This is a genomic window from Cyanobium sp. Maggiore-St4-Cus, assembly GCF_024345615.1.
Taxonomy (GTDB): domain Bacteria; phylum Cyanobacteriota; class Cyanobacteriia; order PCC-6307; family Cyanobiaceae; genus Cyanobium_A; species Cyanobium_A usitatum.
In genome coordinates this window covers 140548-166079 of sequence record NZ_JAGQBL010000002.1, presented here as the reverse complement: position 1 = coordinate 166079, position 25532 = coordinate 140548, and the positions used below count along the sequence as shown (strand labels likewise).

Here is a 25532-nt window from a genome sequence, read left to right as displayed (position 1 = left end):
CGCCCGTTAGCAACCGCCCTTCTGCCACCTATGCCTGATGCCACAACGGGCCCGACGATCGAATCGGTGCTTCAGGAGCAACGGTTATTTGGGCCTCCAGCTGAGCTGTCCGCCTCGGCCCGCATTGGCTCTCTGGATGCATACCGGGCCCTATGCAGCAAGGCTGAGCGTGATCCCGATGCCTTCTGGGGCGACCTGGCCCGTAGTGAGCTGCACTGGTTTGAGCCTTTCGACTCGGTGCTCGATTGGAGTGATCCCCCTTTCGCCAAGTGGTTTGCAGGGGGCACCACCAACCTGAGTTTCAATTGCCTCGATCGCCATCTCGATGGCCCTCGGGCCGATAAGACCGCCCTGATTTGGGAAGGGGAGCCCGGCGACAGCCTCAGCTTTACCTACCGCCAACTGCATGCCGAGGTGTGTAAGGCGAGTAATGCCCTCAAGGCACTTGGCATCGGCAAGGGGGACCTAGTTGCCCTCTACATGCCGATGGTCCCTGAGGCAGCCATTGCCATGCTGGCCTGTGCCCGCATTGGTGCCCCCCACTCGGTGGTGTTTGGCGGCTTCTCAGCCGATGCCCTGCGGGATCGGCTGATCGATGGCCAAGTGAAGGCGGTGATCACCGCCGATGGCGGCTTCCGTAAGGACAAGCCCGTGCCCCTTAAGCCCGCGGTGGATGAGGCACTCGCGGCAAATGGCGGTGCACCAAGCGTTGAGCATGTGCTGGTGGTGCAGCGGATCAAGGGCGACTGCACCATGGCTACCGGCCGGGACCACTGGTGGCACGAGCTGGTGGATGGGCAGAGCGCCGAGTGCCCCGCCGAGCCCATGGCCAGCGAGGACCGCCTATTTGTGCTCTACACCTCCGGCTCTACCGGCAAGCCCAAGGGGGTGGTGCACACCACTGCCGGCTACAACCTCTGGGCCCACCTCACCTTCCAGTGGATCTTCGACATCCGTGACGACGACATCCACTGGTGCACCGCCGATGTGGGCTGGATCACCGGCCATAGCTACATCGTGTATGGCCCACTCTCCAATGGCGCCACCACGGTGATGTATGAGGGTGCACCGCGGCCCTCCAAACCCGGCGCCTTCTGGGAGGTGATTCAGAAGCATCGCTGCACGATCTTCTACACCGCCCCCACGGCGATCAGGGCCTTCATGAAGAGCGGCCGCGCTGTGCCCGATCAATACGACATGAGCTCGCTGCGAATCCTCGGCAGCGTTGGTGAGCCGATCAATCCCGAGGCCTGGATGTGGTATCGCGACGTGATCGGCCATAACCGCTGCCCGGTGGTGGACACCTGGTGGCAGACCGAGACCGGCGGCGTGATGATCAGCCCCCTGCCCGGCGCCACCCCCACCAAACCGGGCTCCTGCACCCTGCCCCTGCCGGGAATCGCGGCCGACATCGTTGACATGGACGGCGTTTCCCAGCCGGCTGATGCTGGTGGCTACCTGGCGGTGCGTAGGCCTTGGCCAGGGATGATGCGCACCGTGCATGGCGATCCGGATCGCTTCCGCAAGAGCTACTGGGAGGAGATCCGACCCGCAGATGGCTCCTACTTGTATTTCGCCGGTGATGGCGCCCGGCGTGACGCCGACGGCTATTTCTGGGTAATGGGCCGGGTTGATGACGTGATCAACGTGAGTGGTCACCGACTCGGCACGATGGAAATTGAGAGTGCTCTTGTGAGCCATCCCACGGTGGCTGAGGCGGCGGTGGTGGGCCGGCCCGATGAGCTCAAGGGTGAGGGGATCGTGGCCTTTGTGACCTTGGAGGCGGGTCGCAGCGGCGACGACGCCCTGATTGCCGATTTGCGGGCCCATGTGGGCAAAGAGATCGGACCGATCGCCAAGCCCGATGAAATTCGTTTCACCGATTCCCTGCCCAAAACCCGTAGCGGCAAAATCATGCGCCGCATCCTGCGGGCCCTGGCCTCTGGCCAGGAAGTGACTGGTGACACCTCCACCTTGGAGGACCGTTCAGTACTCGATGCCCTAAGGGTTTAGGGGGTTAAGGGGGCCAGGCGAAGCGGTTCGATGAAGGCGACGTCCGTTGACTCAATGGTGATCGGACGTCCAAACCAGTATCCCTGGCCGTAAGCACAACCCAATTCGCGCATCCGATTCATCTGGGCCTCACTTTCCACTCCTTCAGCCACTACCTCCAGTTCGAGAGCCTTGGCGAGAGTGAGAATTGTGGTTGCAATCACCTCATCTTCTGGATTCTTTCCCAATCCGCTCACAAATGAGCGATCAATTTTAAGAACCCCTACCGGGAAGCGCTTTAGGTATAGCAGTGATGAATACCCCGTGCCGAAATCATCAATTGCCAGTCGTAGGCCAAGATCTCGCAGTACGTTGATAGTGGCCATTGTCGATTCAATATCATCAACAAGGGTTGTTTCTGTAATCTCTAGGTAAACACTAGCCGGATTGATTCCTGTTGATTCTAGTATTTCTTTGATTCGTACCTTCACCCGTGGGTCGGCAAGACTGCGGGCAGACAGGTTTGAAGACAACCTCAGATTGCCTAGGCTGTGAATCTGCTGCCACCTGGCGATAACAGCGCAGGCGCTCGCAAACACACACATGTCGATCTCCTGGATCAGGCCACTGTCTTCGGCTTGTTCCAGAAAGGCGGCGGGCATCAGCAGTCCTAGTTGGGGATGTTCCCAGCGAGCCAGGGCTTCAAAGCCAGTGAGGGTATCGTCAACGAGGCGGAAGATGGGTTGTAAATAGGGTTTGATTTCCCCGCTTTGCACCGCATTGCCGATGGACTCCTCTAGCGAGAGACGTTGTTGGGCTTGCAGACGCATGGTCGAATGAAAGGTTGAGTGGCGACCACGGCCTAAGGCCTTTGCCTGATACATAGCCATGTCCGCATTTTCCAGCAGAGTTGATGGGCTATCTCCTGGCTGGACAAAGCTGATGCCGATCGACACGGTGTGGCTGAGTTCTGAGCCAGCAACCTTTAGGGGCTGACGGATTTCCTCGATAATCCGGCTGGCCAATTGACTGGCATCATCTCGGTGGCTTGTACGGGTGATAACGATAAATTCATCTCCCGATAGACGACCGACTAGATCGTCATGGCGAACTACGTGTCTTAGGACACGACTGACATGAATTAGTAGTTGGTCGCCGGCGCTGTGTCCATGGGCATCGTTGATCCACTTGAAGCGATCTATATCGATAAAAAGCACCGCTGTAAAAAGGGAGTTATCTGCTGAAAGATGATCAATCGCTGCCTGCAGGCGATCCAGCACCATGCGCCGATTGGGCAGACCAGTAAGGGCGTCATGAGTTGCTTGAAGAAGGGCGTCCTTACGTGCCTGTCTTTCCGATGTAACAGCCCTTAATATTTTTATACTTAGTTCGATACTGCGGCCCATAGCTCGCAGCAGGGACCGTTCCTCCAAGTCAAAACGTTCACCGAGGCGGCCCACAAACAGCATGTCCATTGGACCCATAGGAGCCCAACAGGTGCGGAGGATGCCTGAACGAATGGTCATATCGCCTGGTTGGTTGTTTAACTCCCCCAGAAGCAGTTGCTGATCCTCGTCTGATAGCCCTATGCACCAGTCAATTGATTGATCGCAGATGATTGCTGCCACCTCGGCATCAACTGATTCAGCCACCCGGTTGAGCACATTGCGGAGATTGTCTGGATCCTCCGTGGAGAAAGCTGAGAGAATCTCCGAAAGCATATGCAGGGACCAGGAGGTCTCCATTAGCCGATCGCCAGTGTTACGAGGGTTTGGTTATGAAAGCCTCCTGCGCCTTTGGTGCGAGCAATTTCTCCATAGGTGTAGAACCCTGCCATCGGTACGGCTCCGCAACTGCTGGTGATTAAATCAGTTTCTTCATGTACGCGCTCTTCTGTAAATACTGCCCTTCGTGAGACGCAGTCGAATAGCAGTAAGCCAGCCGGCGGAAACCCGTTTAGGGCCTCGACAGCCGAAATGCAGGACTGGGCTGCCGCATTAAGAACAGAATCGAAATTGCCTTCAGTGAGGAAGGCCAATGCTCCCTGGGGAACCTCTGCCACCAAGATCAGTTCTCGCCTATCGAGGTTGAAGCCGGTGACGTGACGCATCTCGATTTTATCGCGCCGGCGTATTCCAATGGGGTGAGTCGCAGCAAAATTGGCGAATGCGGCAGGGTCGGTCCGAACAATATCTTCTGGATTGAAGAAATCGAGGTATACATCAAGTGCTGGCTTATCTTCCAAAGTCGACAGAATGTTTCCCTTGCTCCCAGTGACCAACATAGGGTCACTTGCTGGGGTCCAGCCGTGGCTTACGCCGATGCCTAAGGGGCGGTCGGAACTAACTGCTGCTGCCACCACTGCCTGAGTCATAACCCTACGGCCATGGATCTGCCGGGTTCGGCTCATCGCTAGATAGTCGCCGGCGCAGCCTCCCACCAGGGGAACGTCGATTCCAGCTACGTCGTAGGCGCCGCGTACCACATCCATTTGATCACCGCAAAGGCCATCGGAGAGCACGATCAAGACCGTATTGGCCCGTTGCTCAAGATGGTCCAGGCAGTGGGCTGCCTCGGTTGCAGCCTGGCGCAGGCCTTGCGCATCACCCTGACCAGAACCCGTACTTATCTCAATTGCCGAGCCTCCCAGGGCCCACAGCACCAGCGCATTGGCCACCGCACCGCCTGGGGTGATTTCGCCAGATGTTGTGCAACCAATCACCTGCGTATGGGGAAAGGTCCCATAGAGCTGCTCGGCTATCGCCGCCAGATCAAAATTTGGCGCAAGCAGGGTCACGATCAGCTTGGGATCCTGGGGGCACTGCAGAGCCTGCAGTGCCTGCTCAAGGGCCTGGCCGGTGTCGTTTAACGAAGAGGCGCCTACCTTGACCCAGCTTTCAGCAACCATCGGCGTGACCATTGAGGCTGGCTCATGCGTCGGAGTATGCCCCCGACTGTTACTCACAATTGTCTACCCCCGTAGGGACGGCTCAGCATCTAGGACCCGCTGGCCCAAGCATCAACAGCCGCTGCGATGCCATCCAGGGATCTTTTTTTAGCGGGATCGTCGGCCCACTGGCCCAGCAGGCTCTGTCGCAGCCCCGCGCTAGCGGGGGCGAGATGATCGCCCGGGTATTCCTTCAGCAGGCTGGCATCTCCAGTACGACCTTGCAGCACCCCCAGCAGCCGTTGGCTTTGGTCGATTTGGTCTCGATTGAATCGCACCAATAAGTTGCGGGGTTGGAGATAGGTGCGAGCCACCTGCTGCAGGGTTTCCTCCGGTGAGGGGCTGAACTCGCTGCGAAAGTTGAACTGCTGACCGAGCTCCGCCAGCAGTGGTATCGAGCGCTCGGCTGAGAAGTTGTTGAAGCTCAAGGCCACTAGGCCGGCGCCCCCCCGCCCCCCATCGGGTGCCAGCAGGTGCAGCTTGCAGCCCAGGCTGTGGCCAAGTCGCAACATCAACCTGCTGGAGTCGCCCTCTTCTCCATCCGCATCACGCAGCTGACGGAACCGGCGCCAGGCGTTATTGGCCTGATCCTGGTGGTCGAAGCCAGGCACATAGGTCCAGGCCCTAATCCGCCAGCCCCTAGCCGCCAGTGCCTCCAGAAGCCGGCGGTAGCTGAGTTGGGGGGTCGCCGCCAGGTAACTGCCACCGATGAATTCGAGCGTGCCGCGGTTGGGTCGCTTGGCCTCCAGTTGCCAGATATCGCCGCGCTGCCGCCAGCCAGTCATGGTCAGAGGGCGAGGCGTTGCAAGGCCGCCCGCGCTTCGTTGCGATGGGCTGCGCCATCAAGAAGGTTGTTAAACACATGGCGGATTACGCCTTCGCCGTCGATCACGTAGGTGGCCCGGCCTGGCAGCAACCCAAGCACATTTGGCACTCCGAAGGCTTTGCGTAGGGCGTTGCCTTGGTCCACCAGAAGCGGGAAGGGCAGGTTGTGACGACTGGCAAAGCGCTGGTGGCTGGCCTGGTCGTCGCCGCTGACACCCCACACCTCAGCTCCCAGGGACTGAAGGTCGGCGTAGCTGTCACGGAAGGCACAGGCTTCAGCGGTGCAGCCTGGGGTGTCGTCCTTTGGATAGAAGAACAGCACCAATGCCTTGCCGGCTAGCTGATCGCTGCGGTGCTCCTCACCATTTTGATCATTAAGGGCAACTAGGGGGGCTCGATCTCCGGCGGCAAGTGCCATCTAAATCAAATTGGGCAATCGTTTTCACCCTAGGCAGCTGTCCTGGTTGCCGTAGTCGTTGTTCAAGTCGTAGCTGTTTTTCTAGCGGTGGGCTGGGACGATGGGTTGAGCGACGCAGGCAGATGTGACTGGCCCTATCGAGGAACAGCCAAGCCTCTGGCAGCAGAGCGACCTGCTGAGCCTGGTGAGTGCAACCCCGGCCTTGAGCCCAGCGCCCCAGCCCAAGCAGGTTGTGGCTCGTGAACCCAGCCCTTCCAACTGCGATCCACAATCCCGATCAGCACTTATCAACCTGCTGATCCTGGACACGGAGACCACGGGTCTGGAGCCGGTTTCAGCCCAGTGCATCGAGGTCGGAGCAGTTCTGTTTCATGTACCCAGTAGGTCGGTATTGAGCCAGGTTTCCTTTCTTTTGCCAGCTGCTGCCAACCCTGCGGAGCATGTCAATGGCATTGCTGCTGAAGTGACCAGACTCTCCCAGCCCTGGCAGGCGGGCCTCCAGCATTTCCTTGCCCTGCTCGCCGGGGCCGATGCGGTGCTCGCCCACAACGCAGCCTTTGATGCCAAGTGGTTTGGGCTGGGACCGCTGCCGGCTATTGACAAGCCATGGATCTGCTCGATGGACGATATCGAGTGGCCGCCTGAGCGACACCTGAGGACGGCCCCTTCGGTGCGCGATCTGGCCTTGGCCTACGGGGTGCCGGTGTGGGCTGCCCATCGGGCCCTTACCGATTGCACCTATCTCGTTCAGGTGTTGGAGCGCTGCGACAACCTCGAAGGCCTACTGGCTGCAGCTATGGAGCCGAAGCTGCTCTATCGGGCCAATCTTCCCTATGCCGAACGGCATAAGGCCAAACAGGCAGGCTTTCGCTGGAATGAACCGGTGCGAGGTGCCTGGAGTCGTCGACTAAGCGAGCGCCAGGCCCTAGCCCTGGCTTTTGAGGTCCAGAGGGTGGAGGCCGATTCACAAGTGGCCTGAACGCCCGGAACTGGTACCCATTAGTCATGGTTTTTCTTCCAATCTCCGAAGCCGAACGGTGCTCTATCGCCATTTGGCCGTGGCCGCCACAGGCTGAGTTGGTAGTTGCCATGGATCCATGGCTGGTCGGATGCCGCGGCAGCGGCTGCTCAGCTGGCAGGCCGTGCGCACTTGGGCACGGCTGATCCGCGAAGCCGAGGGGCTTTGGCGGGTCGATGTGCGCGATCTGCGCAGGGTCGGCGCCCATGAGCTGGGTCAGCTGCTGCAGGAGGTGCCGCCCCGGCTGCGACGTCGCGTCAATCTCTGGTTGGAACGCCTGAATGTGAGCACCAGGTTGCCCTGATTGCCTGCATGCCCTCATTGGCAAGCGGCGGCGGAGCATAAAAAAACCGGCTGGGGAAGCCGGCATGGAAGAAGGTCACCTTGGTAATCGGTGAATTGTCGAAATCGGAGCGACAGGATTTGAACCTGCGACCCCCACTACCCCAAAGTGGTGCGCTACCAAGCTGCGCTACGCCCCGGCAGATCGAAGTTACCACAGCGCTTTGCGCTGTTTCAGCCGGCGTATCAGCCGTTCTGTGAGTCGCTCCCGTCCCAAAACTGCATACCCAGGAACCCGCAGGCGACGGGCTAGTTGCCGCAGTTCACCGACCCCCAGGCCTGCCAGCCGCAATTCGGGCAAGCGGCTCCATACGGCTGAGGCCGCAGGCAGGTCCGAACCTTTGCGATTGGCTGAGAAGCTCAGCAGGGCGCCGCCAGCCATCCACTCAGGCACCAGCACAAACAACACGGCCAGCAACCCATAGAGCTCCACAAGCCCCTTAGGCAGAGGATGCAGGGGGCGGTTGCGTGGCCTGGGCTCGAGCTTTCTCACAGCAGGGGGGCCTTGGGGTCGTTCAACCAGCCGGACGGCTGACCGGTCGGCTGACCGGAGGGCCTATCGCGCCATTGCAGCTGGGGTTCGGGCCTCGGGTTCAGTTTGACGCTCCAGAAGATCAGGGCAAAGCAGAGCCCCAGGGTGATGAGTAACCCAAGAATCACCAGGCGATCCGGTAAGGGGTTCACAGCGCTTTCCTGCTCATACCTGGTCCGTGCGCAGGCACTCCAACCTTCTGAATTGCTGCTCCATAGTCAGCACATCGCCTCTGAGTACCAAGGTCAGTTGCTCGTTGCGATAACGGATGCCTGGTAGGTCTGAGGCCTCGCGAAACATGGTGGAGCGGAAGCGTCCGGTGAGCAGGGAGGCTTGGGCGTCATTGCGCTCCAGGGTGACCCGGCTCTGATCGGGGCAGATGAATTGTTCGGTGATGCCGTAGTCCTCCCACCAGGGCGACCCCATTGAGAGCAAGGCGAGGGCAAGCAGCGGCATGGACATGCTCAGGCCAGCTGAATTGGGGCATTCTCCCCCCGCAACACGCAGTGGGCCACCGTCCAGTCATAGGAAGACCACACCCGTGGATCGAGCTTGTAGGCCGAGCCCGCAAATTCCCCGAGCCTTTGGCCGCTTGGCTGGGCCGAGCAGTAAGGCCGGCTGCCGGGTTTGGCTAGATATTGCTGGTGATATGGCTCCGCGTACCAAAGGGTTTGGTTGCTGCGAAGCTCAGTGGTGATCTCCCCAAAGCCAGCGCTGCTCAACAGGGTCTGGTAGGCGTCGCGGCTGGCCTCTGCTAGGGCCACCAGACCAGGATCATCCGCATAAATCACCGAGCGGTACTGGCTGCCCCGATCATTGCCCTGGCGATTCCCCTGGGTGGGGTCGTGGCATTCCCAGAACAGCTTCAGCAAATCGCTGAAATCGATCAGGGCCGTATCCCAGACCACTCGCACAACCTCGCTGTGGCCCGTGCGTCCAGAGCAGACCTGGTCGTAGCTGGGTTGCTGGATTGAGCCACCGGCGTAGCCCACGGCTGTTGTAACCACGCCAGGCAGGCGCCAAAAGCCCTTTTCGGCTCCCCAAAAGCAGCCGCAACCGAAAACCGCCTCTGACTGGCCGCCCTTTATGGCCGCATCAATTGGGGTGCCCAGAACAACGTGGGGAGCTTGGGCCTGAGGGGTGCCCTGAAACAGGCCGAACACGCAGCTAATTGCAATGAAATCGGAGCCTAGAGAGTCCCTTTAGTTGCCGCGTCGGGCTCAAAGGCAATGTGATTAAGGAGAGTGGTGGTGAAGGCGAACAACAGGAACGGCAGGGAAAGCACCAGGATCAGGCCCACACCCACAAGGGCAAAGATCGGCTTGCTGGCCCCCATCAAGGCCAAGCCAGCCGCCAGGCTGGCGAAGATCACCAGCATCCAGATCAAAATCTGCCCGTAGATGTCGCCAAAGGTCAGGGTGCAGCGCAGCCGGTAGGGCAAGCCGGTAATCGGGGCAACTGGCTCCATGGATCCTCCTAGGCGTGGAACGCAAAAGGCGACACCATCCACCTAAGCCCCATCTAGGTCACTTGGCTGAACAGCTCAACAAGTATTGAGATCAGCCGGCCGACCTCAGCTGTTCCGTTGCCTGCTCCCTATCCCAAAGGCGACGGTAGGTGCCGCGCTCAGCCACGAGCTCGCTGTGGTGGCCCTGCTGCACTAGCCGGCCATCTTCGAGCACCAGCACTCGATCACAGGCGGCAGCCGCCGACAACTGATGGCTGATCATCAATACGGTGCGACCCAGACCTTGGTCATTTGACTGGGCATTGGCCTGCTCACTGCGAATCGTGCGCAGGATCTCGGCAGCGGTGGTGTTATCGACGCTGGCTAGGGCGTCATCAAGCACCAATAGGGGGGTGCGAACCAGTAGGGCCCGCCCCAGGGCTGTGCGTTGTCGCTGGCCGCCGCTAAGGGTGATGCCTCTCTCCCCCACCAGGGTCTGGTAGCCGTCGGGAAATCCCTTGATGTCGCCCTCAAGCCTGGCCTGGCGAGCTGCTGCCTCGACCCGCTCAAACGGCGCATCCGGCTCGCCATAACGCAGGTTGTCGGCCAGGCTCGCGGTAAACAGATAGCCCTCTTGGGGGACTAAGCCCACCTGGCCCCGCAGTTCAGCCAAATCCAGAGCGGTGATGTCGACCCCATCGAGCCAAAGTTGACCGGGATCGACCTCGACCATGCGCCCCAGGGCACGGGCCAGGGTGGTTTTGCCGCAGCCCACGGGCCCCACCACTGCCACAAGCTCGCCGGGGTGGAGCTCAAAACTGACGTCCACCAGGGCTGGTCGAGGCGCGTTGGGATACCGCACGGTGAGGCCGCGGGCCTCCACAGCCCCCCGAGCGGGCTTGGCTGGGGGAGTTGGTGAAGCTGAAGAAACGATCAAGGGCCGCCGTCGCAGCAGCTCCTCTACCCGCTCCAGGCTCACCTGGCCGGTTTGGAAGGTGTTGAGGGTGAACCCAAGCAGGGCAGTGGGGAACACCAGCCGCTCCACAAACAGAATCAGGGCGACCAGGTCGCCGATGCTGAGGCGGCCACTTTCAAGTTGGCCACTGCCCAAGGCGAGTAGCAGGAGCAGGCTGATGGACGAGATGCCCTCCAGCAGAGGAAAGAGGGTGCTGCGGGTGCGGGCCAGATTCAGGGCAGCATCCCGGTAGATGCGGTTGCGACCGGCGAAGGCGGTCTGCTCGGTGCTCTCCTGGCCGTAGATCTTGATGGCGCTGATGCCGGAGAGGTCCTCCTGGATCAGGTCGCTTAAGGAGGCCAATGCCTCTTGCTGGCGGCGTTGCTGGCGCATCATGCGACCGCCAAACAGGCGCACCACCATCAACATCAGGGGGTAGAGCCCCACCGCCGCCACGGTCAACCAGCCGTCGATGGAGAGCATTGCTGGCAAGGTGAGCGCGTAGGCCAGCACCGTGTTGGTGAGGCTCAGCACGGCGAAGCCCAGGAGCCTGCGCACGTTTTCGACGTCGGAGGTGGCTCGGCTGATCACCTCGCCGCTGCCTGTGGTCTGCACCCAGCCGGGTTCCTGCTTGAGCAGGTGATCAAAAATCTGTTGTTTGAGCTCGGCCTCCACCTGCCGGCCTACCCCGAACACCAGCATGCGTGAGTAGAGCCGCACCGCCCCCATCACCGTTGCCAGGGCGACGATCAGCGCCGCCTGAGCCAGCACGTCTTGAAGAGCGAAACCATCCTGCAGGTCGTCGATTACCCGCCGCACCAAAAGGGGAATGGAGACGCTCAGCAGGTTCACCACCACAAGGGCGGCGACGCCGATTAACACCACCTTGCGATGGGGCCGCAGGTAGCGACGGATCAGATCCAGCCGTATGGCTCCCATCAGGGGCCGTTTTCACAGGTCCACCAACCTAGGCAGCTGCTTTTCCGGCAGGCTGGCCTCAGCAACAGCTGCGCCATGGCTTCCGCTCCTTCCCAATCCGGCAGCAATGATCAAAGCCATCCGCTTTACGCCACGGATCGCGAGGTGGTGGATCGGCTGCTTGCCGCTGAGGTGCCAGCCGACCACCACCTGGTTGATGCTGCCCGTTTGTTGATGCGCTACGAGGCCTTTCCCGGTGCCCGTGATCTCAGCTCAGATTTGGCCAAGACCCTGCGCTTGTGGGGTCTTAGCCGTGAAGATCTGCACAGCCGCACCCAGGCAATCTGGGCAAAAGGTTTTCGGCCCGCACCAGCGGCGAGTGAGGCGGTGGGCTCTAGCTTTGACACCGCTGACCAGGAGCAGACCTGACGTTTTGCCAAGGCAGTCATCGCCATTTACCCCTTCTTCGGGTGATAGTGGATAGGTCCCCATCACCCGGCCCGGAGTGCTTTGCACCCGGGCTTTTTACTAGCTATGCCCACTGTTCAGTCCTGGCCTGCCCTGTTGGACCAGCTGCTCAATGGCGAGTCGCTGTCGGCCCAACAGGCCACCGAGCTGATGCAGGGCTGGCTGAGCGAACAGATCGATCCAGTGCTTACCGGAGGGTTGCTGGCCGCCATGCGAGCCAAGGGAGTTAATGGCGAGGAGCTGGCGGCAATGGCTGAGGTCTTGCGAGAAGCTTGTCCGCTGCCGGCTTCCCGCCCTTCCCTGGCGCTCGTCGATACCTGTGGCACCGGTGGCGATGGGGCCGACAGCTTCAATATTTCAACGGCTGTGGCGTTTGTGGCTGCCGCCTGTGGCGCCCACGTGGCCAAGCACGGCAACCGCAGTGCCAGTGGTCGGGTGGGATCAGCCGATGTGCTGGAGGCAGTGGGCATTCATTTGCAGGCCCCCCAGGAGCAGGTGATTGGTGCCTTACCAAGTGCGGGGGTGACTTTTTTGTTCGCCCCTGGTTGGCATCCGGCGCTGGTGGGGCTGGCCCCCCTGCGCCGCAGCCTGGGGGTACGGACTGTTTTCAATCTGCTGGGCCCATTGGTAAATCCCCTGCGGCCCGAGGCCCAGGTGCTCGGGGTGGCCCGGCCTGATCTGCTCGATCCGATGGCTGAGGCCCTGGCCCGGCTGGGGCTGCGCAGAGCTGTGGTTGTGCATGGTCATGGCGGCCTTGATGAGGCCTCCCTTGCTGGAGTTAATTCGCTGCGACTGGTGAAATCTGGAGTTGTGAGCAACGACCAGCTCGACCCTGAGGCCTTGGGCTTGCAGCTTGCTCCGATCGCCGATCTTGCAGGTGGAGATCTCGCCACCAACCAAGCCATCCTCGAAGCCGTGCTCCAGGGCCGAGCTAGCCGCGCCCAGGCTGATGTGGTGGCCCTCAACGCAGCGCTGGTGCTGTGGGCCGCTGGTTTGACGGACTCAGTCGCCGCTGGTTTGAGCCTGGCCCAGCAGGCCATTGCCGATGGAGCTGGCTGGCAAGCCCTAGAGCGGCTACGCGCCGCCCTGCCAGCCCCCGTTGCAGGATGATCAAAGCAACTGCCCTGAACCCGTGAGCGAGCCCGCTGCCACTGCCTTGCTGGTGTTGGCCGACGGCACCGTGCTGAGGGGTGAGGCCTTCGGGGCCCGGGGCACGGCCATCGGAGAAGTGGTGTTCAACACCGGCATGACCGGCTATCAGGAGGTCATGACCGACCCGAGTTACTCCGGGCAGTTGGTCACCTTTACCTACCCCGAACTGGGCAATACCGGGATCAATGAAGCCGATCAGGAGGCGGATCGCCCCCACGTGCGTGGGGTGATTGCCCGCCAGCTTTCACCTTGTACCAGTAGCTGGCGCTCAGAGGGTGACCTAGATGGCTGGCTTCTACTCCATGGAGTAGTTGGAATTCGAGCAATTGATACGCGAGCTCTCGTGCGTCATTTACGTGATGGTGGCGCGATCAACGGCGCAATTTGCAGTGATGGCACCTCGGCTTCGGCCCTGCTTGATCAAGTCCGCTCGGCCCCTTCGATGCAGGGCCTAAACCTGGCGGCATCAGTTACTACTCCTAATCCTTATCACTGGGATCAAACCTGTGGGGTCGCTTTTGATGCCCGTATGCAATCCCAGCCTGATCGCCCTTACCGTGTGGTGGCAATTGATTTCGGCATCAAACGGGCGATCCTCGAGCGTCTTGCGGCCCACGGCTGCGAGGTGACCGTGCTTCCAGCCGATGCCAGCTTGGAGCAGGTCCTCAGTTACAAGCCCGAGGGAGTGTTCCTGTCCAATGGGCCCGGCGATCCGGCCGCCGTTAGCTCCGCTATTGAGCTCGCCAAAAGTCTTATCGCCCTGCCCAATCTCCCCCTGTTTGGCATCTGCCTTGGCCACCAGATCCTGGGGCTGGCCCTTGGAGGCACCACATTTAAACTGGGCTACGGCCATCGCGGTTTAAATCACCCTTGCGGCAGCCCAGGGCAGGTGGAGATCACCAGCCAAAACCATGGTTTTGCCCTCGTACCCGAATCCCTGCCCGCCGACCGAGTGCGGGTAACCCACCACAACCTCAACGACCAAACCGTGGCTGCTCTGGAGCTGCTGGAGGCACCGGTGTTTGGCGTTCAGTACCACCCGGAGGCCAGTCCCGGTCCCCACGACGCCGACCATCATTTCGCTCGCTTCGCCGCCCTGATGGCCAGCCGCCGCTAACGCATTTTTGTTGCGTCTTCTGCAGCGGCAAAATTGCTCCCTACACTTCGCCCCAGAACGGATCGAGGACTGGAGCCATCAACGACCTGCAGCGATTGACTGTCTCCCTGCGAGGAGGCTTCGAGCAGCAGGCCCACTGCCAGCTGTTCAGCTTTACTGGCCAGCTGGATGCCTACTCCGACAAACAGTTCGGCGAATTTGTGGCCTCTCACCGCGGCAATGGTCAGCCTTTGGTGATCGACCTAAGCCACATCGACTTCCTCGACTCGTCCGGTCTTGGCGCATTGGTCCAGCTTGCTAAGCAGTGCAACGGCGATAAGCAGAAATTTTTGGTGGTGGGTAATGCCCGGGTTGTTCAAACCGTGAAGCTGGTGCGCCTAGAAGAATTTCTGCACCTTCAGCCCGACCTCGAAACAGCCCTTGGCAACCTCGCCGCTTGAGCAGGGAAAGGCTGAGCTGCGGCCCGCTTCGAGCTGGCTAGCTGGCCTTGCCCCCCATCCTCCCCAAGCCGAATTAGGCCCGCTACAGCTGGCCTGGCTGGGTGATGCGGTCTGGGAGCTTCATCACCGCCTGCAGCGCTGTCAGCGTCCAGGCCGCTCCCACACCCTGCACCAGGAGGTTGTGCAGGCAGTGCGTGCCGACGCCCAGGCTCTGGCACTGGAGAAGCTTGATCAACAGCTCACTGATGCGGAGCGAGACCTTGTGCGCCGGGGCCGCAATCGGGCTGGCAGGGGCCCCCGGCGGGGGGATGCGGCGGCCTACGGCCAGGCAACGGGCCTTGAGGCCCTGCTTGGTTGGTTGTTTCTCCACGAGCCTGCCCGGTTAGCCGAGCTGCTAGATCACTTGCAGGAGATCGATCCATAACCTGCAGACAACGCCATGAGCCCACGATTTGAACGCCGTCCCGAGAAGCGGACGGGGGGCGGCGCCCGCGGGGCTGGCCGTCCGCCCCGCTTCAGCGGTCCCAAGCCTGAATGGCGCCGTGATGGAGCCGGTGAAGGCCGTGAGGTGCGTGAGGGAAGAGAAGGCCGTGAGGGCCGTGAAGGCCGTGAAGGGCCAAGAGATCGGGATCCCCGGCGAGAGACCGGTGCACGACCCGCTCCCCGGGGTGTGTCCCGCTTCCAGCCCCGCCGCGATGGGCCAGCCGACCGCCCCAGTAGTCGCGGCGAGCGCCGCCCATTTGAACGGCGTGGTGACAGCGAGCGACCTTCTTTCGAGCGTCCGCCTGCTCCCCGTTTTTCCAGCGATCGCTCCGGCTCAGACAGCAAGCCCTACGAGCGGCGACCCGGCGGCCGCTTTGAAGGTCGTCCCCAGGGCCGCCGTCCCGACTCTGGCCGCCCAGATAGCCGTCGTTATGAGGGTGGGGGTCGCTTTGAAGGGGCCGGTCGCCCTGATGGTCGCCCTGTTGGCCGACGTTTTGACACGGGGAGCCGCCCAGCGCCTGGCAGGTTTGCTGGCAAGCCGCTGATCGTCGACGCCGATACCCTTCCCCCCAGCGGTGATGCGGAGCGCCACAGCGTCGATCCCAGCGCCGATTTGATCTGGGGCCGGCATCCAGCCCAGGCGGCACTTGAGAGCGGTCGACCGATTCATCGCGTCTGGTGCACTCCAGAAATGCGCTTCAGCCCCAAGTTTCTGCAGCTGCTGCGAGAAGCCAAGGCATCGGGAGTACTGGTTGAGGAGGTCACCTGGGCGCGCCTGGGTCAGCTCACCGGAGGTGCCGTGCACCAGGGCATCACCCTGCAAACAGCGGCAGCTGAGACCCTTGATCTACAGACCCTGATGGAGGGCTGCGCAACCATTGGTGAGCCGGCCTTGCTGATGGCGGTCGACGGTCTTACTGATCCCCAGAACCTCGGCGCAATTGTGCGTAGTGCCGAAGCCCTGGGTGCCCATGGCCTGGTTTTACCCCAGCGCCGCAGCGCTGGACTTACGGGCTCGGTGGCCAAGGTTGCGGCAGGTGCTCTTGAGCACTTGCCCGTGGCAAGGGTGGTTAACCTCAACCGCGCCCTCGACACCCTTAAGCAGGAGGGTTATCGGGTAGTGGGTCTGGCAGCCGAGGGCACCGTCAGCCTGGAGGAGGCCGATCTAGCTGGGCCTTTGGTCATTGTCACCGGCTCTGAGGGTGATGGTCTCTCCATGCTGACCCGCCGCAACTGCGACCAGCTGGTGCGCATCCCTCTGCGTGGCGCCACACCAAGCCTTAACGCCTCTGTGGCTACCGCCCTGCTGCTCTATGAGGTGGCACGGCGTGGCTGGATGAAGGGGTTGAGCGGTTCCCAGCCCGCGCCCCGCTTGGTGCGCCCCCAGCTGCCGGCTCCAGCCGCTAGCCCCGAGCCTGAGGAAGAGCCCACGGCACCCGAAGCGAGTTCTGCAGCAGCGCAGCAACTGCCCGCTGGCCAGCCGGATAGATCCCCTGAGCTTCTTCACGATCAGGAGCCCGAGCTGGAGCAAGAGGTAATGCCGGAAATCGAGCCAGAGGATCAGTCAGAGCTATCGGCAGAGCACCAGATTGCTGCAGCGATCACGCTCAACCAGGAACTTGCCAACCAGGAACCGGTCAACCAGGAACCGGTCATTGACCTGGGTATGGAGCCAGCCGCCAAATCTGGTTTCCTTGGGGATATTCAACTGTGACTCAACCCTCAAGCCACGGTACCGACGCCGGGCAGAATGGATCACAAGCCGCTCCTGCCTCATGAATCCCCTGCTGTGGCCAGTGCGCAGCTGCGCTAATGGTCTGGGCCTGGCCTGGTGGGCACGGGTAGAAACCCACTCTCCCAATGCTGTTTATTGGTTTGGTCCCTTCGTGCGTCGCGGCACCCTGGAAAGACATCTGCCGGCTTTCTTGAACGACCTCCGGGCTGAATCTCCGGGTTCTCTGGATCACCAGTTACTGCGCACCCGGCGGGGCGAACCGCTCACCGAGCTCGACTGAGGGCTAGTGGCCGTTGCCGCTGGCTGATAGCGTCCAATCCAACAGGCAACAGGGTTGATGGGGATCGCTGATTCACTCGAACAGGGGATTGCTCAATGGCGTCAGCAGCTGCGCAATGGTGAGGTTTCAGCCCGTGAACTCACCGATCACCATCTGGCCCGCATCCAGGCGGTTGATCCCACCGTTCACGCCTATCTGGAGATAACTGCCGAGCGGGCCAGGGCAGATGCGGATCGGATCGACGCCCGCCGCGCTGCTGGAGAAGCTTTGCCACCCCTGGCAGGTATTCCTCTGGCGATCAAGGACAACCTCTGCACTAAGGGGGTTACTACCACTTGCTCCAGCCGCATGCTGGAGCACTTCGTTCCCCCCTACGAGAGCACTGTTACCGACCGCCTCTGGCAGGCGGGAGCTGTCTTGCTTGGCAAGACAAACCTCGATGAGTTCGCCATGGGCAGCTCCACCGAGACCTCAGCCTTCGGCCCCAGCCGCAACCCTTGGAATCCAGAGAGGGTGCCTGGTGGTAGCTCCGGTGGCAGCGCCGCCGCTGTGGCTGCAGGCGAGTGCATCGCCGCCCTTGGCTCCGATACCGGCGGATCGATTCGCCAGCCCGCCTCCTTCTGCGGGGTGGTGGGATTGAAGCCCACCTATGGCCGCGTCAGCCGCTACGGCCTGGTCGCTTTTGCCAGCTCCCTCGACCAGGTGGGCCCGTTCACCAACTCGGTGGCGGATGCGGCCGAGCTGCTGCAGGTGATCGCCGGTGCGGATCCGCGCGATGCCACCTGCCTGCAGGCCCCCGTGCCCGATTACGTCACCGCCCTTGACCAACCTGTTGCAGGTTTGAGGGTAGGCATGGTGCGCGAGTGCTTCGAAGCTGAGGGCCTTGATCCACAGGTGAAGGCTGCGGTGCTGGCCGCTGCCGCCCAGTTGGAGGCCCTGGGCTGCGAGCTGGTGGATGTGAGCTGCCCCCGCTTCAACGACGGCATCGCCACCTATTACGTAATCGCGCCATCAGAGGCCTCTGCAAACCTGGCCCGCTACGACGGTGTCAAATACGGCTACCGGGCCCCAGATGCCACCAGCCTTGCCGAGATGACGGCCCGCAGCCGGGCTGAGGGCTTTGGCGACGAGGTGCAGCGCCGCATCCTGATCGGCACCTACGCCCTCTCGGCCGGATATGTGGACGCCTACTACAAGAAAGCCCAGCAGGTGCGCACCTTGATTCGGCGCGACTTTGACCTGGCCTTTGAGGCAGTGGATGTGCTGCTCACCCCCACCTCGCCCACCACGGCCTTTGGCTTTGGCGCCCACAGCGACGACCCCTTGGCCATGTACCTCGCCGACCTGCTCACCATCCCGGCGAACATGGCAGGCCTGCCTGCCATCAATGTGCCCTGCGGCTTTGATCTCGAGGGCCTGCCGATTGGTCTGCAGCTGATCACGGGAGTGCTTGAAGAGCCGCGCCTGCTTCAGGTGGCCCACCACTACGAACAGGCCGCCCAGGTGATGCAGGCTCGGCCAGTGGCCCCATTGGTGCCCTAGGGACTGGCCCCATATCTAGTGGTTTTGCGCCGGTCTGGCGCGCAAATGACACTGGATCTTGCGTGGTCGCCTAGCTTGGGGAGGCTTCCGATGCCTTCCGGCTAGACCTGCCCTTGGCCTTCGTTCCGCTCCACAACCACAGCGACTACAGCCTCCTAGACGGGGCGAGCCAGTTGCCGGCGATGGTGGATCGGGCTGTGGAGCTGGGCATGCCAGCCCTTGCACTCACCGATCACGGCGTCATGTATGGCGCCATAGAGCTGCTCAAGCTTTGCGCTAAAGCCGGGATCAAGCCGATCATCGGCAATGAGATGTATGTCATCAATGGCTCCATTGATGACCCTCAGCAGAAAAAGGAGCGCCGATACCACTTGGTGGTGCTGGCCAAAAATGCGGTCGGCTATCGCAACTTGGTCAAGCTCACCAGCATCAGCCACCTACGCGGCATGCGCGGCCGGGGCATCTTTGCCCGTGCCTGTATCGACAAGCAATTGTTGAGCCAGTACAGCGAAGGTTTGATCGTGGCTACTGCCTGCTTGGGAGGCGAAATTCCTCAGGCGATTTTGCATGGCCGGCCAGATGCGGCGCGAGAGGTTGCCAGCTGGTATCAACGCACTTTTGGCGACGACTTCTACCTCGAGATCCAGGACCATGGCGGCATCGAAGACCGCATCGTTAACACCGGGATTGCCCGCATCGGTGCCGAGCTGGGCATTGAACTTATCGCCACCAATGATGCCCATTACCTCAGTGCCAACGACGTAGAAGCCCACGACGCGCTGCTTTGCGTACTTACGGGCAAGTTGATCAGCGACGTGAAGCGTCTGCGCTACACGGGTACGGAATACATCAAGGGGGAGTCCGAGATGCTCTCCCTGTTCAATGACCACCTTCCTGCCGAGCTGATTGAACGGGCTGTTGCGAACACAGCCAAGGTGGCTGAAAAGGTGGAGGCCTACGACATCCTCGGCCGCTATCAGATGCCCCGCTTCCCGATCCCGACTGGGCACACAGCGGTGAGCTATCTCACTGAGGTGGCCGAGCAGGGCCTCCGGCAGCGCCTACGCCTGACTGATGACGTTAGCTTCGAGCCCCAATATGGCGATCGCCTCGCCTTTGAGCTCCAGGTAATGGAGCAGATGGGTTTTCCCACCTACTTCTTGGTGGTGTGGGACTACATCCGCTTCGCCCGGGACAACGGCATACCTGTAGGGCCGGGTCGTGGTTCAGCTGCAGGTTCCTTGGTGGCCTACGCCCTGGGGATCACAAATATTGACCCGGTTACCAATGGCTTGCTTTTTGAGCGGTTCTTGAACCCTGAGCGCAAGTCGATGCCGGATATTGATACGGACTTCTGTATCGAGCGGCGTGGCGAAGTTATCGACTATGTAACTAAGCGCTATGGCGAAGAAAAGGTGGCCCAGATCATCACCTTTAACCGCATGACATCAAAAGCGGTGCTCAAGGATGTGGCCCGCGTACTTGACATTCCCTATGGCGATGCAGATCGCCTGGCCAAGTTGATCCCTGTGGTGCGGGGCAAGCCTGCCAAGCTCAAGGAAATGATTGGAACCGAATCACCGGCTCCAGAATTTCGCGAGAAATATGAAAAGGACCCAGTGGTGCAGCGCTGGGTTGATATGGCAATGCGTATTGAGGGCACAAACAAGACCTTTGGCGTACACGCGGCTGGTGTGGTGATTGCAGCGGAGCCCCTTGATGAATTGGTCCCCCTGCAGCGCAACAACGATGGCCAGGTGATTACTCAATACTTCATGGAAGATGTGGAGTCAATGGGTCTATTGAAAATGGACTTTCTCGGCCTCAAAAACCTGACAATGATCGATAAAACTGTCGATCTTGTGCAGCAATACAGCGGCATCAAGGTTGATCCTGATGATCTGCCTCTTAACGACGCAGGTACCTATGCCCTGCTTGCTCGTGGTGATCTGGAGGGCATCTTCCAGCTTGAATCCAGTGGCATGCGCCAGATTGTGCGCGATCTCAAGCCTTCATCGCTTGAGGACATCTCTTCTATTTTGGCCCTATACCGGCCCGGTCCGCTTGATGCAGGTCTGATTCCTAAATTCATTAATCGCAAGCACGGTAGGGAGGTAATTGATGTAGCCCACGAGAAGCTTGAGCCGATCCTTAAGGAGACTTATGGGATCATGGTTTACCAAGAGCAGATCATGAAGATCGCTCAGGAATTGGCTGGTTACTCCCTTGGCGAAGCAGACCTGCTGCGGCGGGCTATGGGTAAGAAGAAAAAGAGTGAGATGGAGAAACACCAGGGACTTTTTGTTAGTGGCGCCACGGAACGTGGCGTCGAACCGCGAATAGCGGAGGCACTTTTTGAGCAGATGGTTTTGTTTGCTGAATACTGTTTCAACAAGAGCCATTCCACCGCCTACGGCGCGGTGACTTATCAGACGGCTTACCTAAAGGCCCACTACCCAGTTGCCTACATGGCGGCGCTGCTCACAGTCAATGCCGGAGACTCGGCCAAGGTGCAGCGATATATCGCCAACTGCAATGCAATGGGTGTCGAGGTGATGCCCCCTGATGTAAACGCTTCCGGCATCGATTTCACACCCGTTGGTGATCGGATTCTTTTTGGTCTTTCGGCCGTTCGCAATCTGGGTGATGGGGCGATTCGACAGTTGATTGAGGCCCGCTCTGGCGATGGTTGTTTCAACTCCCTAGCTGAGCTATGCGATCGCATTCCTGGTCAGCAGCTCAACCGCCGTGCCTTGGAGGCCCTGATCCATTCAGGAGCACTTGATGCCCTCGAGCCTCTCGGCAATCGCGCCCAATTGATGGCGGATCTGGATCTGGTGATCGACTGGGCCAGCTCCCGTGCCAAGGATCGGGCCAGCGGTCAGGGAAACCTCTTTGATTTGTTTGGCGCCACGGCCGCAGCCGACTCTGCTGGGGGTTCCGATGCCACCGGCCTGGGCGACATCAGCACCGCCCCCAAGGCGGCTCCTGTGCGCGACTATCCCCCAACCGAAAAACTCCGCCTGGAAAAGGAGTTGGTGGGCTTCTACCTATCAGATCACCCCCTGAAGCAGCTGGCCCAGCAGGTGAAGTTGCTATCGCCGGTTGCTCTGGGCAATCTCGACGAGATGGCCGACAAGGCCAAGGTGAGCGCAATTGTGATGGTGCCTGAGCTGCGCCAGGTGAACACCCGCAAGGGCGACCGCATGGCCGTGCTTCAGCTTGAGGACCTAACCGGCAGCTGTGAGGCGGTCGTATTTCCTAAAAGCTATGCCCGTTTAGCCGACCACCTAATGGTGGATGCGCGCTTGCTGGTATGGGCCTCGGTAGATCGCCGTGATGATCGAGTCCAATTAATTGTCGAAGACTGCCGCTCCATTGACGATCTGCAGTTGTTGATGGTCGATTTGCCTGCCGATCAGGCCGCCGACATAGCCATTCAGCACCGCCTGCGCGAGTGCCTCCATCGCCACAAGCCACCCCAGGACGAGGCTGGCCTGCGAGTGCCTGTGGTGGCCCTGGTTCGTCAGGCGGGCCAGACCCGCTTCGTGCGGCTTGGCCCCCAATTTTGCGTAGGCGATGTGGCCGCAGCCCTTGATACCCTCACCGCTGCCGATTTTCAGGCCCGAATCAGCTCACCGCTCTTGGCGGCCTGAGCTGGTTGGCTGATTACCTGCACCATTGCGCATCGACTTAATCGAGCTGCGCAAGCGGCTGATATTGAGTCCAATCTGCTCGCTGCCAAGCAAGCTGCCTGGCTTCTCTTCCCAGCTTGCGGACAGCACACCAAAGCTCAGGCCCAACAGCCCTAGAAAAAAACATCCCCCCGATGCCGCCAAGGTGGCACTGGGGGGAACGTCAAAAATTTGGCGGCTGACTAACAGGTAGCTACCAACAAATACGCCCATGCCCATGACAGTGGGAATGCCAGTGCCGATTGCAATTCGGCGCGCCATGCGATTGGCAACCGCATCAGGGATTACCTGCTGGCTGGGGCCGGAACGCCGGGGCGGTTTTGGGTTGCCTTTGCCCGATTGGGCGCGACCCTGCATTCCCTTTCCGCCCATGGCTGCCTCGATCAGCCCCGGATGCCGAGCTTGGCGATCAAAGCGCTGTAACGCTCCTTGCTGATGCCATTTAGGTAACCAAGCAGGCGCTTACGGCGTCCGATCATCTTGAGCAGGCCTTGGCGCGAAGAAAAATCGTGCTTGTTTTTCTGCAGATGGCCGGTCAGCTGGCTGACCCGCTCACTGAGCATGGCCACCTGGACTTCCACCGATCCGGTGTCTGTGCCATGGGTCTGGTGACCGTTGATCAGTTCCTGCTTTTTGGTGGTGGTGAGCGGCATGGGCTGGGGAATAAAACGCAGGCTGGGCCCGGTTTGGGGACCTACGGTGCAAGGTCCCACCATACCTTCTAACGGACATTGGTATTCCGTCTCAATCCATTTGGCGGGATAGCCAGCGCAAGCACTCTCGGATCCAATCTTCTGCCCCGGCCGACTCCCCCATGCCGACGGCGGCTACCGCGCGCAGGGCGCGATGGATTTCAAGGGCTTCGTAGCCCAGAGCAGCCAGGGTTAGCTGCACTTCATCTCGGCCTTCTGCCGGCAGCAAGGGGCCGTCCGCCAGCGAATCCGGATCGCCGTGGTTTTCCAGTTGCCCCAGAAACCGCTGCTGCAGTTTGGTGCGCAGCTCAACAGCCAAGCGCTCGGCTGTGCGCTTTCCCACCCCTGGTGCCTGGCAGAGCCGGCGCAGATCGGTCTGCACGATGGCTTGCACCAACTCCCTGGGATCCATCACTCCCAGTAACCCCATGCCCATTTGAGGCCCTACGCCGCTGACGGCAACCAATTCCCGAAACAGATCCCTTTCGTGGCGCTCACCAAAGCCGTAGAGAATCCAGGCGTCGTCGCGGATGGCCAAGTGGGTGTGCAGCCCAAGCGCACTGCCCTCCAGCGGCAGCTGCTGCCATTGCCGCTGGCTCACCTGAACCTCATAACCCACCCCCTGACACACCAGCAGCAGGCCATAGCGCTTGTCCTGCTGCCAGGGATGGTTGAGTTGCCCTTGCAGCCAGCCGATCATGGAGTCAGTAATAGGTTCCCCATCGTGCCCGCCGTGTTCAGCCGTGCCCAGCCCCTGCCGTTTCCCCGGTTGAGCGCCTGGTTGCTGCCATTGCTGTTGTTGGTCTGCATGGTGCTCACTGGTTGCAGTGCTACCGCTCAGCCGCCGCGATCGGTGTTATTGCAGGCCCTTGAGTTGCAGATTCAGCTCACCCAGGGCGCCATCGCTGATGCCCTGGCCCTAGATGCCGGCGGCATGCCGGAGGTGAGTCGGGTGCGGGTGGCTCAGCAGCAGCCGATCGGGATCGGTGAGGCCAAGGGGCTGCGGCTGGAGGGCCAGTTCGACTGGCGCCTCGCTGGCGATCCGATTCGGGTGGACAGTCCCTTTGAGCTCTTTCTGCAGCGGGGCGAGCGCGGCCAAAGCTGGCGTTTGGCCCGCCCCGTTGGCGGGGCCGGGGCTGACGGCCAGCAGACCTGGATCACCGACCCGTTACCACTCAAGCCAAGGGGCTGATCAGCAACACTTGAATGATGGATACGAGCCCACCTGCCTGGCTGCCTGAGACAGCCGCCCGCATCTACCCCGGTTGGGTGCAGCGCAAGGCTGTCACCCTGTGCAAGCGGGATCAGAAACGTGGCGGCAGTAGCAAGGTGCAGGAATACCGCATCGCCATTCACAACGCCGTGGTTGCATCGCGCGGCCTGGATCACTGGACCGGCGAGCAGCTCGACTGGCATCTGATTGGCACCTACGACAACCGGGAAGCTGAAGCTGGAAGCGGCGCACACAAGAAGCTGTACGCCCTACTTCCCACAATCGATCACCATTCAAATCTTCCCGAGCCAAATTTCGTTATCTGCGCCTGGCGAACCAATGACGCCAAACACGACATGACGCCGGAGGAGTTGGTGGAGTTTTGCCGCAGGGTTCTCGCCCATCACGAGGCTAAGACCGCTTCTGTTGCCGACTGTGGCTAAGGCTCACCAGGGTGGCTGCCAGAACGAGGCCAGCCCCGGCGATGGTCCAGTTGTCGATTGACTCACCAAATAGCAACCAGCCCCAGCCACCGGCAAACAGCACCTGCACGTAGCTGATCGCCGTTGCTCGCGCCGCCGGCAGGGCAGTGAGGCTGCGGGTCAAATACACCTGACCAAGCTGGGTGAAGACCCCAACCCCGACCAGCCAAAGCAGTTCCGCTGGTGTGGGAAGCACGGGATTGAGGGCCACCAGCGGCAGGCTCAAGGGCAGGGCTACCAAGGGGAAATAGAAGACGATTACCAGTGGGTGCTCGCTCTTGCCCAGGGAGCGCACGCTTACGTAGGCAAGGGCGGTGAATAGGGCACCGGCAACGGCGATCAGTACGGGAAAAAGCGCCAGGGTCGCGCCGCCCTGCACCAGTCCGGCCGGTTGGGCGACGAGCAACACCCCCAGCCAGCCCAGGGCCATGGCCGCCAGCACCCGCTTGCCGATTGGCTCACCGAGCATCAGCCAGGCCAGCAGGGCCGTGAACGGCGGGTAGAGGTACTGCAGCACCGTGGCCGCTGCCAGGGGCAAGGCCGCTAGGGCGGCATAAACACACAGCAGGGCGGCCGTGCCGATCGCTCCGCGCCAGATCAGTAGCCAGCGCCTATTGCCCCAAGCTGGAATTCCGGCTCGGTGCAGCAGCCACCAGCTCAGGGCCACGCTCACGATCGCCCGGGCGAACACCACCTCGGCAGCGGGAATGCGTCCGCCCACCTGCTTGACGCAGACGCCCATCAGCGAAAAGCTCAGGGCACTGGCAACCATGCCGAGCATGGCTTGCCTCCCCCGGTCAGAATCAGGCTTCGCTTCAGCGCCCACCGCAAGTAGCCCC

28 protein-coding genes and 1 tRNA gene are annotated in these 25532 nt (G+C 61.0%); 14 read left to right on the top strand and 15 right to left on the bottom strand.

What is annotated here, in order from left to right:
* Positions 1–30: 30 nt before the first annotated feature.
* Positions 31–2013 carry an acetate--CoA ligase gene (gene acs, locus KBY99_RS02610; RefSeq protein WP_254997148.1) on the top strand — a complete coding sequence of 661 codons (1983 nt, stop codon included), beginning with the start codon at positions 31–33 and terminating at the stop codon, positions 2011–2013.
* On the opposite strand, the gene KBY99_RS02605 is transcribed toward acs, so the two are convergent.
* From KBY99_RS02605 to KBY99_RS02590, 4 genes are all read right to left on the bottom strand, one after another.
* Positions 2010–3737, bottom strand: a complete 1728-nt coding sequence (locus tag KBY99_RS02605) for a putative bifunctional diguanylate cyclase/phosphodiesterase (protein ID WP_254997147.1) — start codon at positions 3735–3737, stop codon at positions 2010–2012. The genes acs and KBY99_RS02605 overlap by 4 nt on opposite strands.
* Positions 3737–4789: an FIST signal transduction protein gene (locus tag KBY99_RS02600; protein ID WP_254997146.1), complete on the bottom strand. Its 1053-nt coding sequence runs from the start codon at positions 4787–4789 to the stop codon at positions 3737–3739. Before KBY99_RS02600 ends, KBY99_RS02605 begins: the two co-directional genes overlap by 1 nt.
* Before the next feature lie 200 nt (positions 4790–4989).
* Positions 4990–5724: a DUF1350 family protein gene (locus KBY99_RS02595; RefSeq protein ID WP_254997145.1), complete on the bottom strand. Its 735-nt coding sequence runs from the start codon at positions 5722–5724 to the stop codon at positions 4990–4992.
* Between the two features lie 2 nt (positions 5725–5726).
* Positions 5727–6182 carry a peroxiredoxin gene (locus tag KBY99_RS02590; RefSeq protein WP_254997144.1) on the bottom strand — a complete coding sequence of 152 codons (456 nt, stop codon included), beginning with the start codon at positions 6180–6182 and terminating at the stop codon, positions 5727–5729.
* Between the two features lie 124 nt (positions 6183–6306).
* On the opposite strand from KBY99_RS02590, the gene KBY99_RS02585 reads away from it, so the two are divergent.
* On the top strand, positions 6307–7161 hold the full coding sequence (locus KBY99_RS02585) for a 3'-5' exonuclease (RefSeq protein WP_254997143.1): 855 nt from the start codon (positions 6307–6309) through the stop codon (positions 7159–7161).
* Positions 7162–7279: 118 nt separating this feature from the next.
* On the top strand, positions 7280–7504 hold the full coding sequence (locus KBY99_RS02580) for a hypothetical protein (protein WP_254997142.1): 225 nt from the start codon (positions 7280–7282) through the stop codon (positions 7502–7504).
* Positions 7505–7608: 104 nt separating this feature from the next.
* Here the strand turns inward: KBY99_RS02580 and KBY99_RS02575 are convergent.
* From KBY99_RS02575 to KBY99_RS02545, 7 genes are all read right to left on the bottom strand, one after another.
* Positions 7609–7682 (bottom strand) — tRNA-Pro (locus KBY99_RS02575).
* Between the two features lie 11 nt (positions 7683–7693).
* Positions 7694–8035 (bottom strand): hypothetical protein, encoded by a 342-nt coding sequence (locus KBY99_RS02570; protein ID WP_254997141.1) that lies wholly within the window; start codon positions 8033–8035, stop codon positions 7694–7696.
* Positions 8032–8226 carry a hypothetical protein gene (locus KBY99_RS02565; RefSeq protein WP_254997140.1) on the bottom strand — a complete coding sequence of 65 codons (195 nt, stop codon included), beginning with the start codon at positions 8224–8226 and terminating at the stop codon, positions 8032–8034. The genes KBY99_RS02570 and KBY99_RS02565 overlap by 4 nt, the downstream gene beginning before the upstream one ends.
* A gap of 13 nt (positions 8227–8239) precedes the next feature.
* Positions 8240–8530, bottom strand: a complete 291-nt coding sequence (locus tag KBY99_RS02560) for a hypothetical protein (protein WP_254969505.1) — start codon at positions 8528–8530, stop codon at positions 8240–8242.
* A gap of 8 nt (positions 8531–8538) precedes the next feature.
* Positions 8539–9237 carry a peptide-methionine (S)-S-oxide reductase MsrA gene (gene msrA, locus KBY99_RS02555; protein WP_254997138.1) on the bottom strand — a complete coding sequence of 233 codons (699 nt, stop codon included), beginning with the start codon at positions 9235–9237 and terminating at the stop codon, positions 8539–8541.
* Positions 9238–9263: 26 nt separating this feature from the next.
* On the bottom strand, positions 9264–9542 hold the full coding sequence (locus KBY99_RS02550; protein WP_254961114.1) for a hypothetical protein: 279 nt from the start codon (positions 9540–9542) through the stop codon (positions 9264–9266).
* Positions 9543–9633: 91 nt separating this feature from the next.
* On the bottom strand, positions 9634–11415 hold the full coding sequence (locus KBY99_RS02545; RefSeq protein ID WP_254997135.1) for an ABC transporter ATP-binding protein: 1782 nt from the start codon (positions 11413–11415) through the stop codon (positions 9634–9636).
* Between the two features lie 75 nt (positions 11416–11490).
* Between KBY99_RS02545 and KBY99_RS02540 the strand changes: the two genes are divergently transcribed.
* The 9 genes from KBY99_RS02540 (at position 11491) to KBY99_RS02500 (ending at position 22267) form a co-directional block, all read left to right on the top strand.
* Positions 11491–11823: a DUF3288 family protein gene (locus KBY99_RS02540; protein WP_254997134.1), complete on the top strand. Its 333-nt coding sequence runs from the start codon at positions 11491–11493 to the stop codon at positions 11821–11823.
* A gap of 105 nt (positions 11824–11928) precedes the next feature.
* Positions 11929–12972 carry an anthranilate phosphoribosyltransferase gene (trpD, locus tag KBY99_RS02535; RefSeq protein WP_254997133.1) on the top strand — a complete coding sequence of 348 codons (1044 nt, stop codon included), beginning with the start codon at positions 11929–11931 and terminating at the stop codon, positions 12970–12972.
* Between the two features lie 22 nt (positions 12973–12994).
* The gene (carA, locus tag KBY99_RS02530; protein WP_254997132.1) at positions 12995–14131 is read left to right on the top strand and encodes a glutamine-hydrolyzing carbamoyl-phosphate synthase small subunit; all 1137 of its coding nucleotides are present in this window, start codon (positions 12995–12997) and stop codon (positions 14129–14131) included.
* A gap of 95 nt (positions 14132–14226) precedes the next feature.
* Positions 14227–14571 (top strand): STAS domain-containing protein, encoded by a 345-nt coding sequence (locus KBY99_RS02525; RefSeq protein WP_254997131.1) that lies wholly within the window; start codon positions 14227–14229, stop codon positions 14569–14571.
* A 16-nt stretch (positions 14572–14587) separates the two neighbouring features.
* Positions 14588–14995 carry a ribonuclease III domain-containing protein gene (locus tag KBY99_RS02520; protein WP_254997286.1) on the top strand — a complete coding sequence of 136 codons (408 nt, stop codon included), beginning with the start codon at positions 14588–14590 and terminating at the stop codon, positions 14993–14995.
* Between the two features lie 15 nt (positions 14996–15010).
* The gene (rlmB, locus tag KBY99_RS02515; protein ID WP_254997130.1) at positions 15011–16768 is read left to right on the top strand and encodes a 23S rRNA (guanosine(2251)-2'-O)-methyltransferase RlmB; all 1758 of its coding nucleotides are present in this window, start codon (positions 15011–15013) and stop codon (positions 16766–16768) included.
* Between the two features lie 61 nt (positions 16769–16829).
* Complete coding sequence (locus KBY99_RS02510) at positions 16830–17069, top strand: DUF1816 domain-containing protein (RefSeq protein WP_254997129.1); 240 nt, start codon at positions 16830–16832, stop codon at positions 17067–17069.
* Positions 17070–17126: 57 nt separating this feature from the next.
* A complete protein-coding gene (gene gatA, locus KBY99_RS02505; protein WP_254997128.1) occupies positions 17127–18611 on the top strand; it encodes an Asp-tRNA(Asn)/Glu-tRNA(Gln) amidotransferase subunit GatA in 1485 nt (494 codons plus the stop codon).
* Between the two features lie 113 nt (positions 18612–18724).
* Positions 18725–22267, top strand: a complete 3543-nt coding sequence (locus KBY99_RS02500; RefSeq protein WP_254997127.1) for a DNA polymerase III subunit alpha — start codon at positions 18725–18727, stop codon at positions 22265–22267.
* Here the strand turns inward: KBY99_RS02500 and KBY99_RS02495 are convergent.
* From KBY99_RS02495 to ruvA, 3 genes are all read right to left on the bottom strand, one after another.
* A complete protein-coding gene (locus KBY99_RS02495) occupies positions 22247–22678 on the bottom strand; it encodes a photosystem II biosynthesis protein (protein ID WP_409996517.1) in 432 nt (143 codons plus the stop codon). The genes KBY99_RS02500 and KBY99_RS02495 overlap by 21 nt on opposite strands.
* Positions 22679–22689: 11 nt before the next feature.
* On the bottom strand, positions 22690–22959 hold the full coding sequence (rpsO, locus tag KBY99_RS02490; RefSeq protein ID WP_106501986.1) for a 30S ribosomal protein S15: 270 nt from the start codon (positions 22957–22959) through the stop codon (positions 22690–22692).
* A 91-nt stretch (positions 22960–23050) separates the two neighbouring features.
* Complete coding sequence (gene ruvA / locus KBY99_RS02485) at positions 23051–23698, bottom strand: Holliday junction branch migration protein RuvA (RefSeq protein WP_254997126.1); 648 nt, start codon at positions 23696–23698, stop codon at positions 23051–23053.
* Between the two features lie 21 nt (positions 23699–23719).
* Here ruvA and KBY99_RS02480 point away from each other — a divergent pair, with 21 nt between their 5' ends.
* Together KBY99_RS02480 and KBY99_RS02475 are read left to right on the top strand one after the other, a co-directional pair.
* Positions 23720–24190 carry a hypothetical protein gene (locus KBY99_RS02480; protein WP_254997284.1) on the top strand — a complete coding sequence of 157 codons (471 nt, stop codon included), beginning with the start codon at positions 23720–23722 and terminating at the stop codon, positions 24188–24190.
* A gap of 17 nt (positions 24191–24207) precedes the next feature.
* A complete protein-coding gene (locus KBY99_RS02475) occupies positions 24208–24654 on the top strand; it encodes a hypothetical protein (RefSeq protein ID WP_254997125.1) in 447 nt (148 codons plus the stop codon).
* On the opposite strand, the gene KBY99_RS02470 is transcribed toward KBY99_RS02475, so the two are convergent.
* The gene (locus KBY99_RS02470; protein ID WP_254997283.1) at positions 24623–25465 is read right to left on the bottom strand and encodes a DMT family transporter; all 843 of its coding nucleotides are present in this window, start codon (positions 25463–25465) and stop codon (positions 24623–24625) included. The two genes, KBY99_RS02475 and KBY99_RS02470, sit on opposite strands and share 32 nt — an antisense overlap.
* Between the last annotated feature and the right edge of the window lie 67 nt (positions 25466–25532).

What these genes read in the sequence shown, in the direction of transcription:
- acs (WP_254997148.1), top strand. Translation starts at nt 31, where the DNA reads ATGCCTGATGCCACAACGGGCCCGACGATCGAATCGGTGCTTCAGGAG.
- KBY99_RS02605 (WP_254997147.1), bottom strand. Translation starts at nt 3,737, where the DNA reads ATGGAGACCTCCTGGTCCCTGCATATGCTTTCGGAGATTCTCTCAGCT.
- KBY99_RS02595 (WP_254997145.1), bottom strand. Translation starts at nt 5,724, where the DNA reads ATGACTGGCTGGCGGCAGCGCGGCGATATCTGGCAACTGGAGGCCAAG.
- KBY99_RS02590 (WP_254997144.1), bottom strand. Translation starts at nt 6,182, where the DNA reads ATGGCACTTGCCGCCGGAGATCGAGCCCCCCTAGTTGCCCTTAATGAT.
- KBY99_RS02580 (WP_254997142.1), top strand. Translation starts at nt 7,280, where the DNA reads ATGGCTGGTCGGATGCCGCGGCAGCGGCTGCTCAGCTGGCAGGCCGTG.
- KBY99_RS02560 (WP_254969505.1), bottom strand. Translation starts at nt 8,530, where the DNA reads ATGCCGCTGCTTGCCCTCGCCTTGCTCTCAATGGGGTCGCCCTGGTGG.
- KBY99_RS02550 (WP_254961114.1), bottom strand. Translation starts at nt 9,542, where the DNA reads ATGGAGCCAGTTGCCCCGATTACCGGCTTGCCCTACCGGCTGCGCTGC.
- KBY99_RS02545 (WP_254997135.1), bottom strand. Translation starts at nt 11,415, where the DNA reads ATGGGAGCCATACGGCTGGATCTGATCCGTCGCTACCTGCGGCCCCAT.
- KBY99_RS02540 (WP_254997134.1), top strand. Translation starts at nt 11,491, where the DNA reads ATGGCTTCCGCTCCTTCCCAATCCGGCAGCAATGATCAAAGCCATCCG.
- trpD (WP_254997133.1), top strand. Translation starts at nt 11,929, where the DNA reads ATGCCCACTGTTCAGTCCTGGCCTGCCCTGTTGGACCAGCTGCTCAAT.
- rlmB (WP_254997130.1), top strand. Translation starts at nt 15,011, where the DNA reads ATGAGCCCACGATTTGAACGCCGTCCCGAGAAGCGGACGGGGGGCGGC.
- KBY99_RS02510 (WP_254997129.1), top strand. Translation starts at nt 16,830, where the DNA reads ATGAATCCCCTGCTGTGGCCAGTGCGCAGCTGCGCTAATGGTCTGGGC.
- gatA (WP_254997128.1), top strand. Translation starts at nt 17,127, where the DNA reads ATGGGGATCGCTGATTCACTCGAACAGGGGATTGCTCAATGGCGTCAG.
- KBY99_RS02495 (WP_409996517.1), bottom strand. Translation starts at nt 22,678, where the DNA reads ATGGGCGGAAAGGGAATGCAGGGTCGCGCCCAATCGGGCAAAGGCAAC.
- rpsO (WP_106501986.1), bottom strand. Translation starts at nt 22,959, where the DNA reads ATGCCGCTCACCACCACCAAAAAGCAGGAACTGATCAACGGTCACCAG.
- ruvA (WP_254997126.1), bottom strand. Translation starts at nt 23,698, where the DNA reads ATGATCGGCTGGCTGCAAGGGCAACTCAACCATCCCTGGCAGCAGGAC.
- KBY99_RS02475 (WP_254997125.1), top strand. Translation starts at nt 24,208, where the DNA reads ATGGATACGAGCCCACCTGCCTGGCTGCCTGAGACAGCCGCCCGCATC.
- KBY99_RS02470 (WP_254997283.1), bottom strand. Translation starts at nt 25,465, where the DNA reads ATGGTTGCCAGTGCCCTGAGCTTTTCGCTGATGGGCGTCTGCGTCAAG.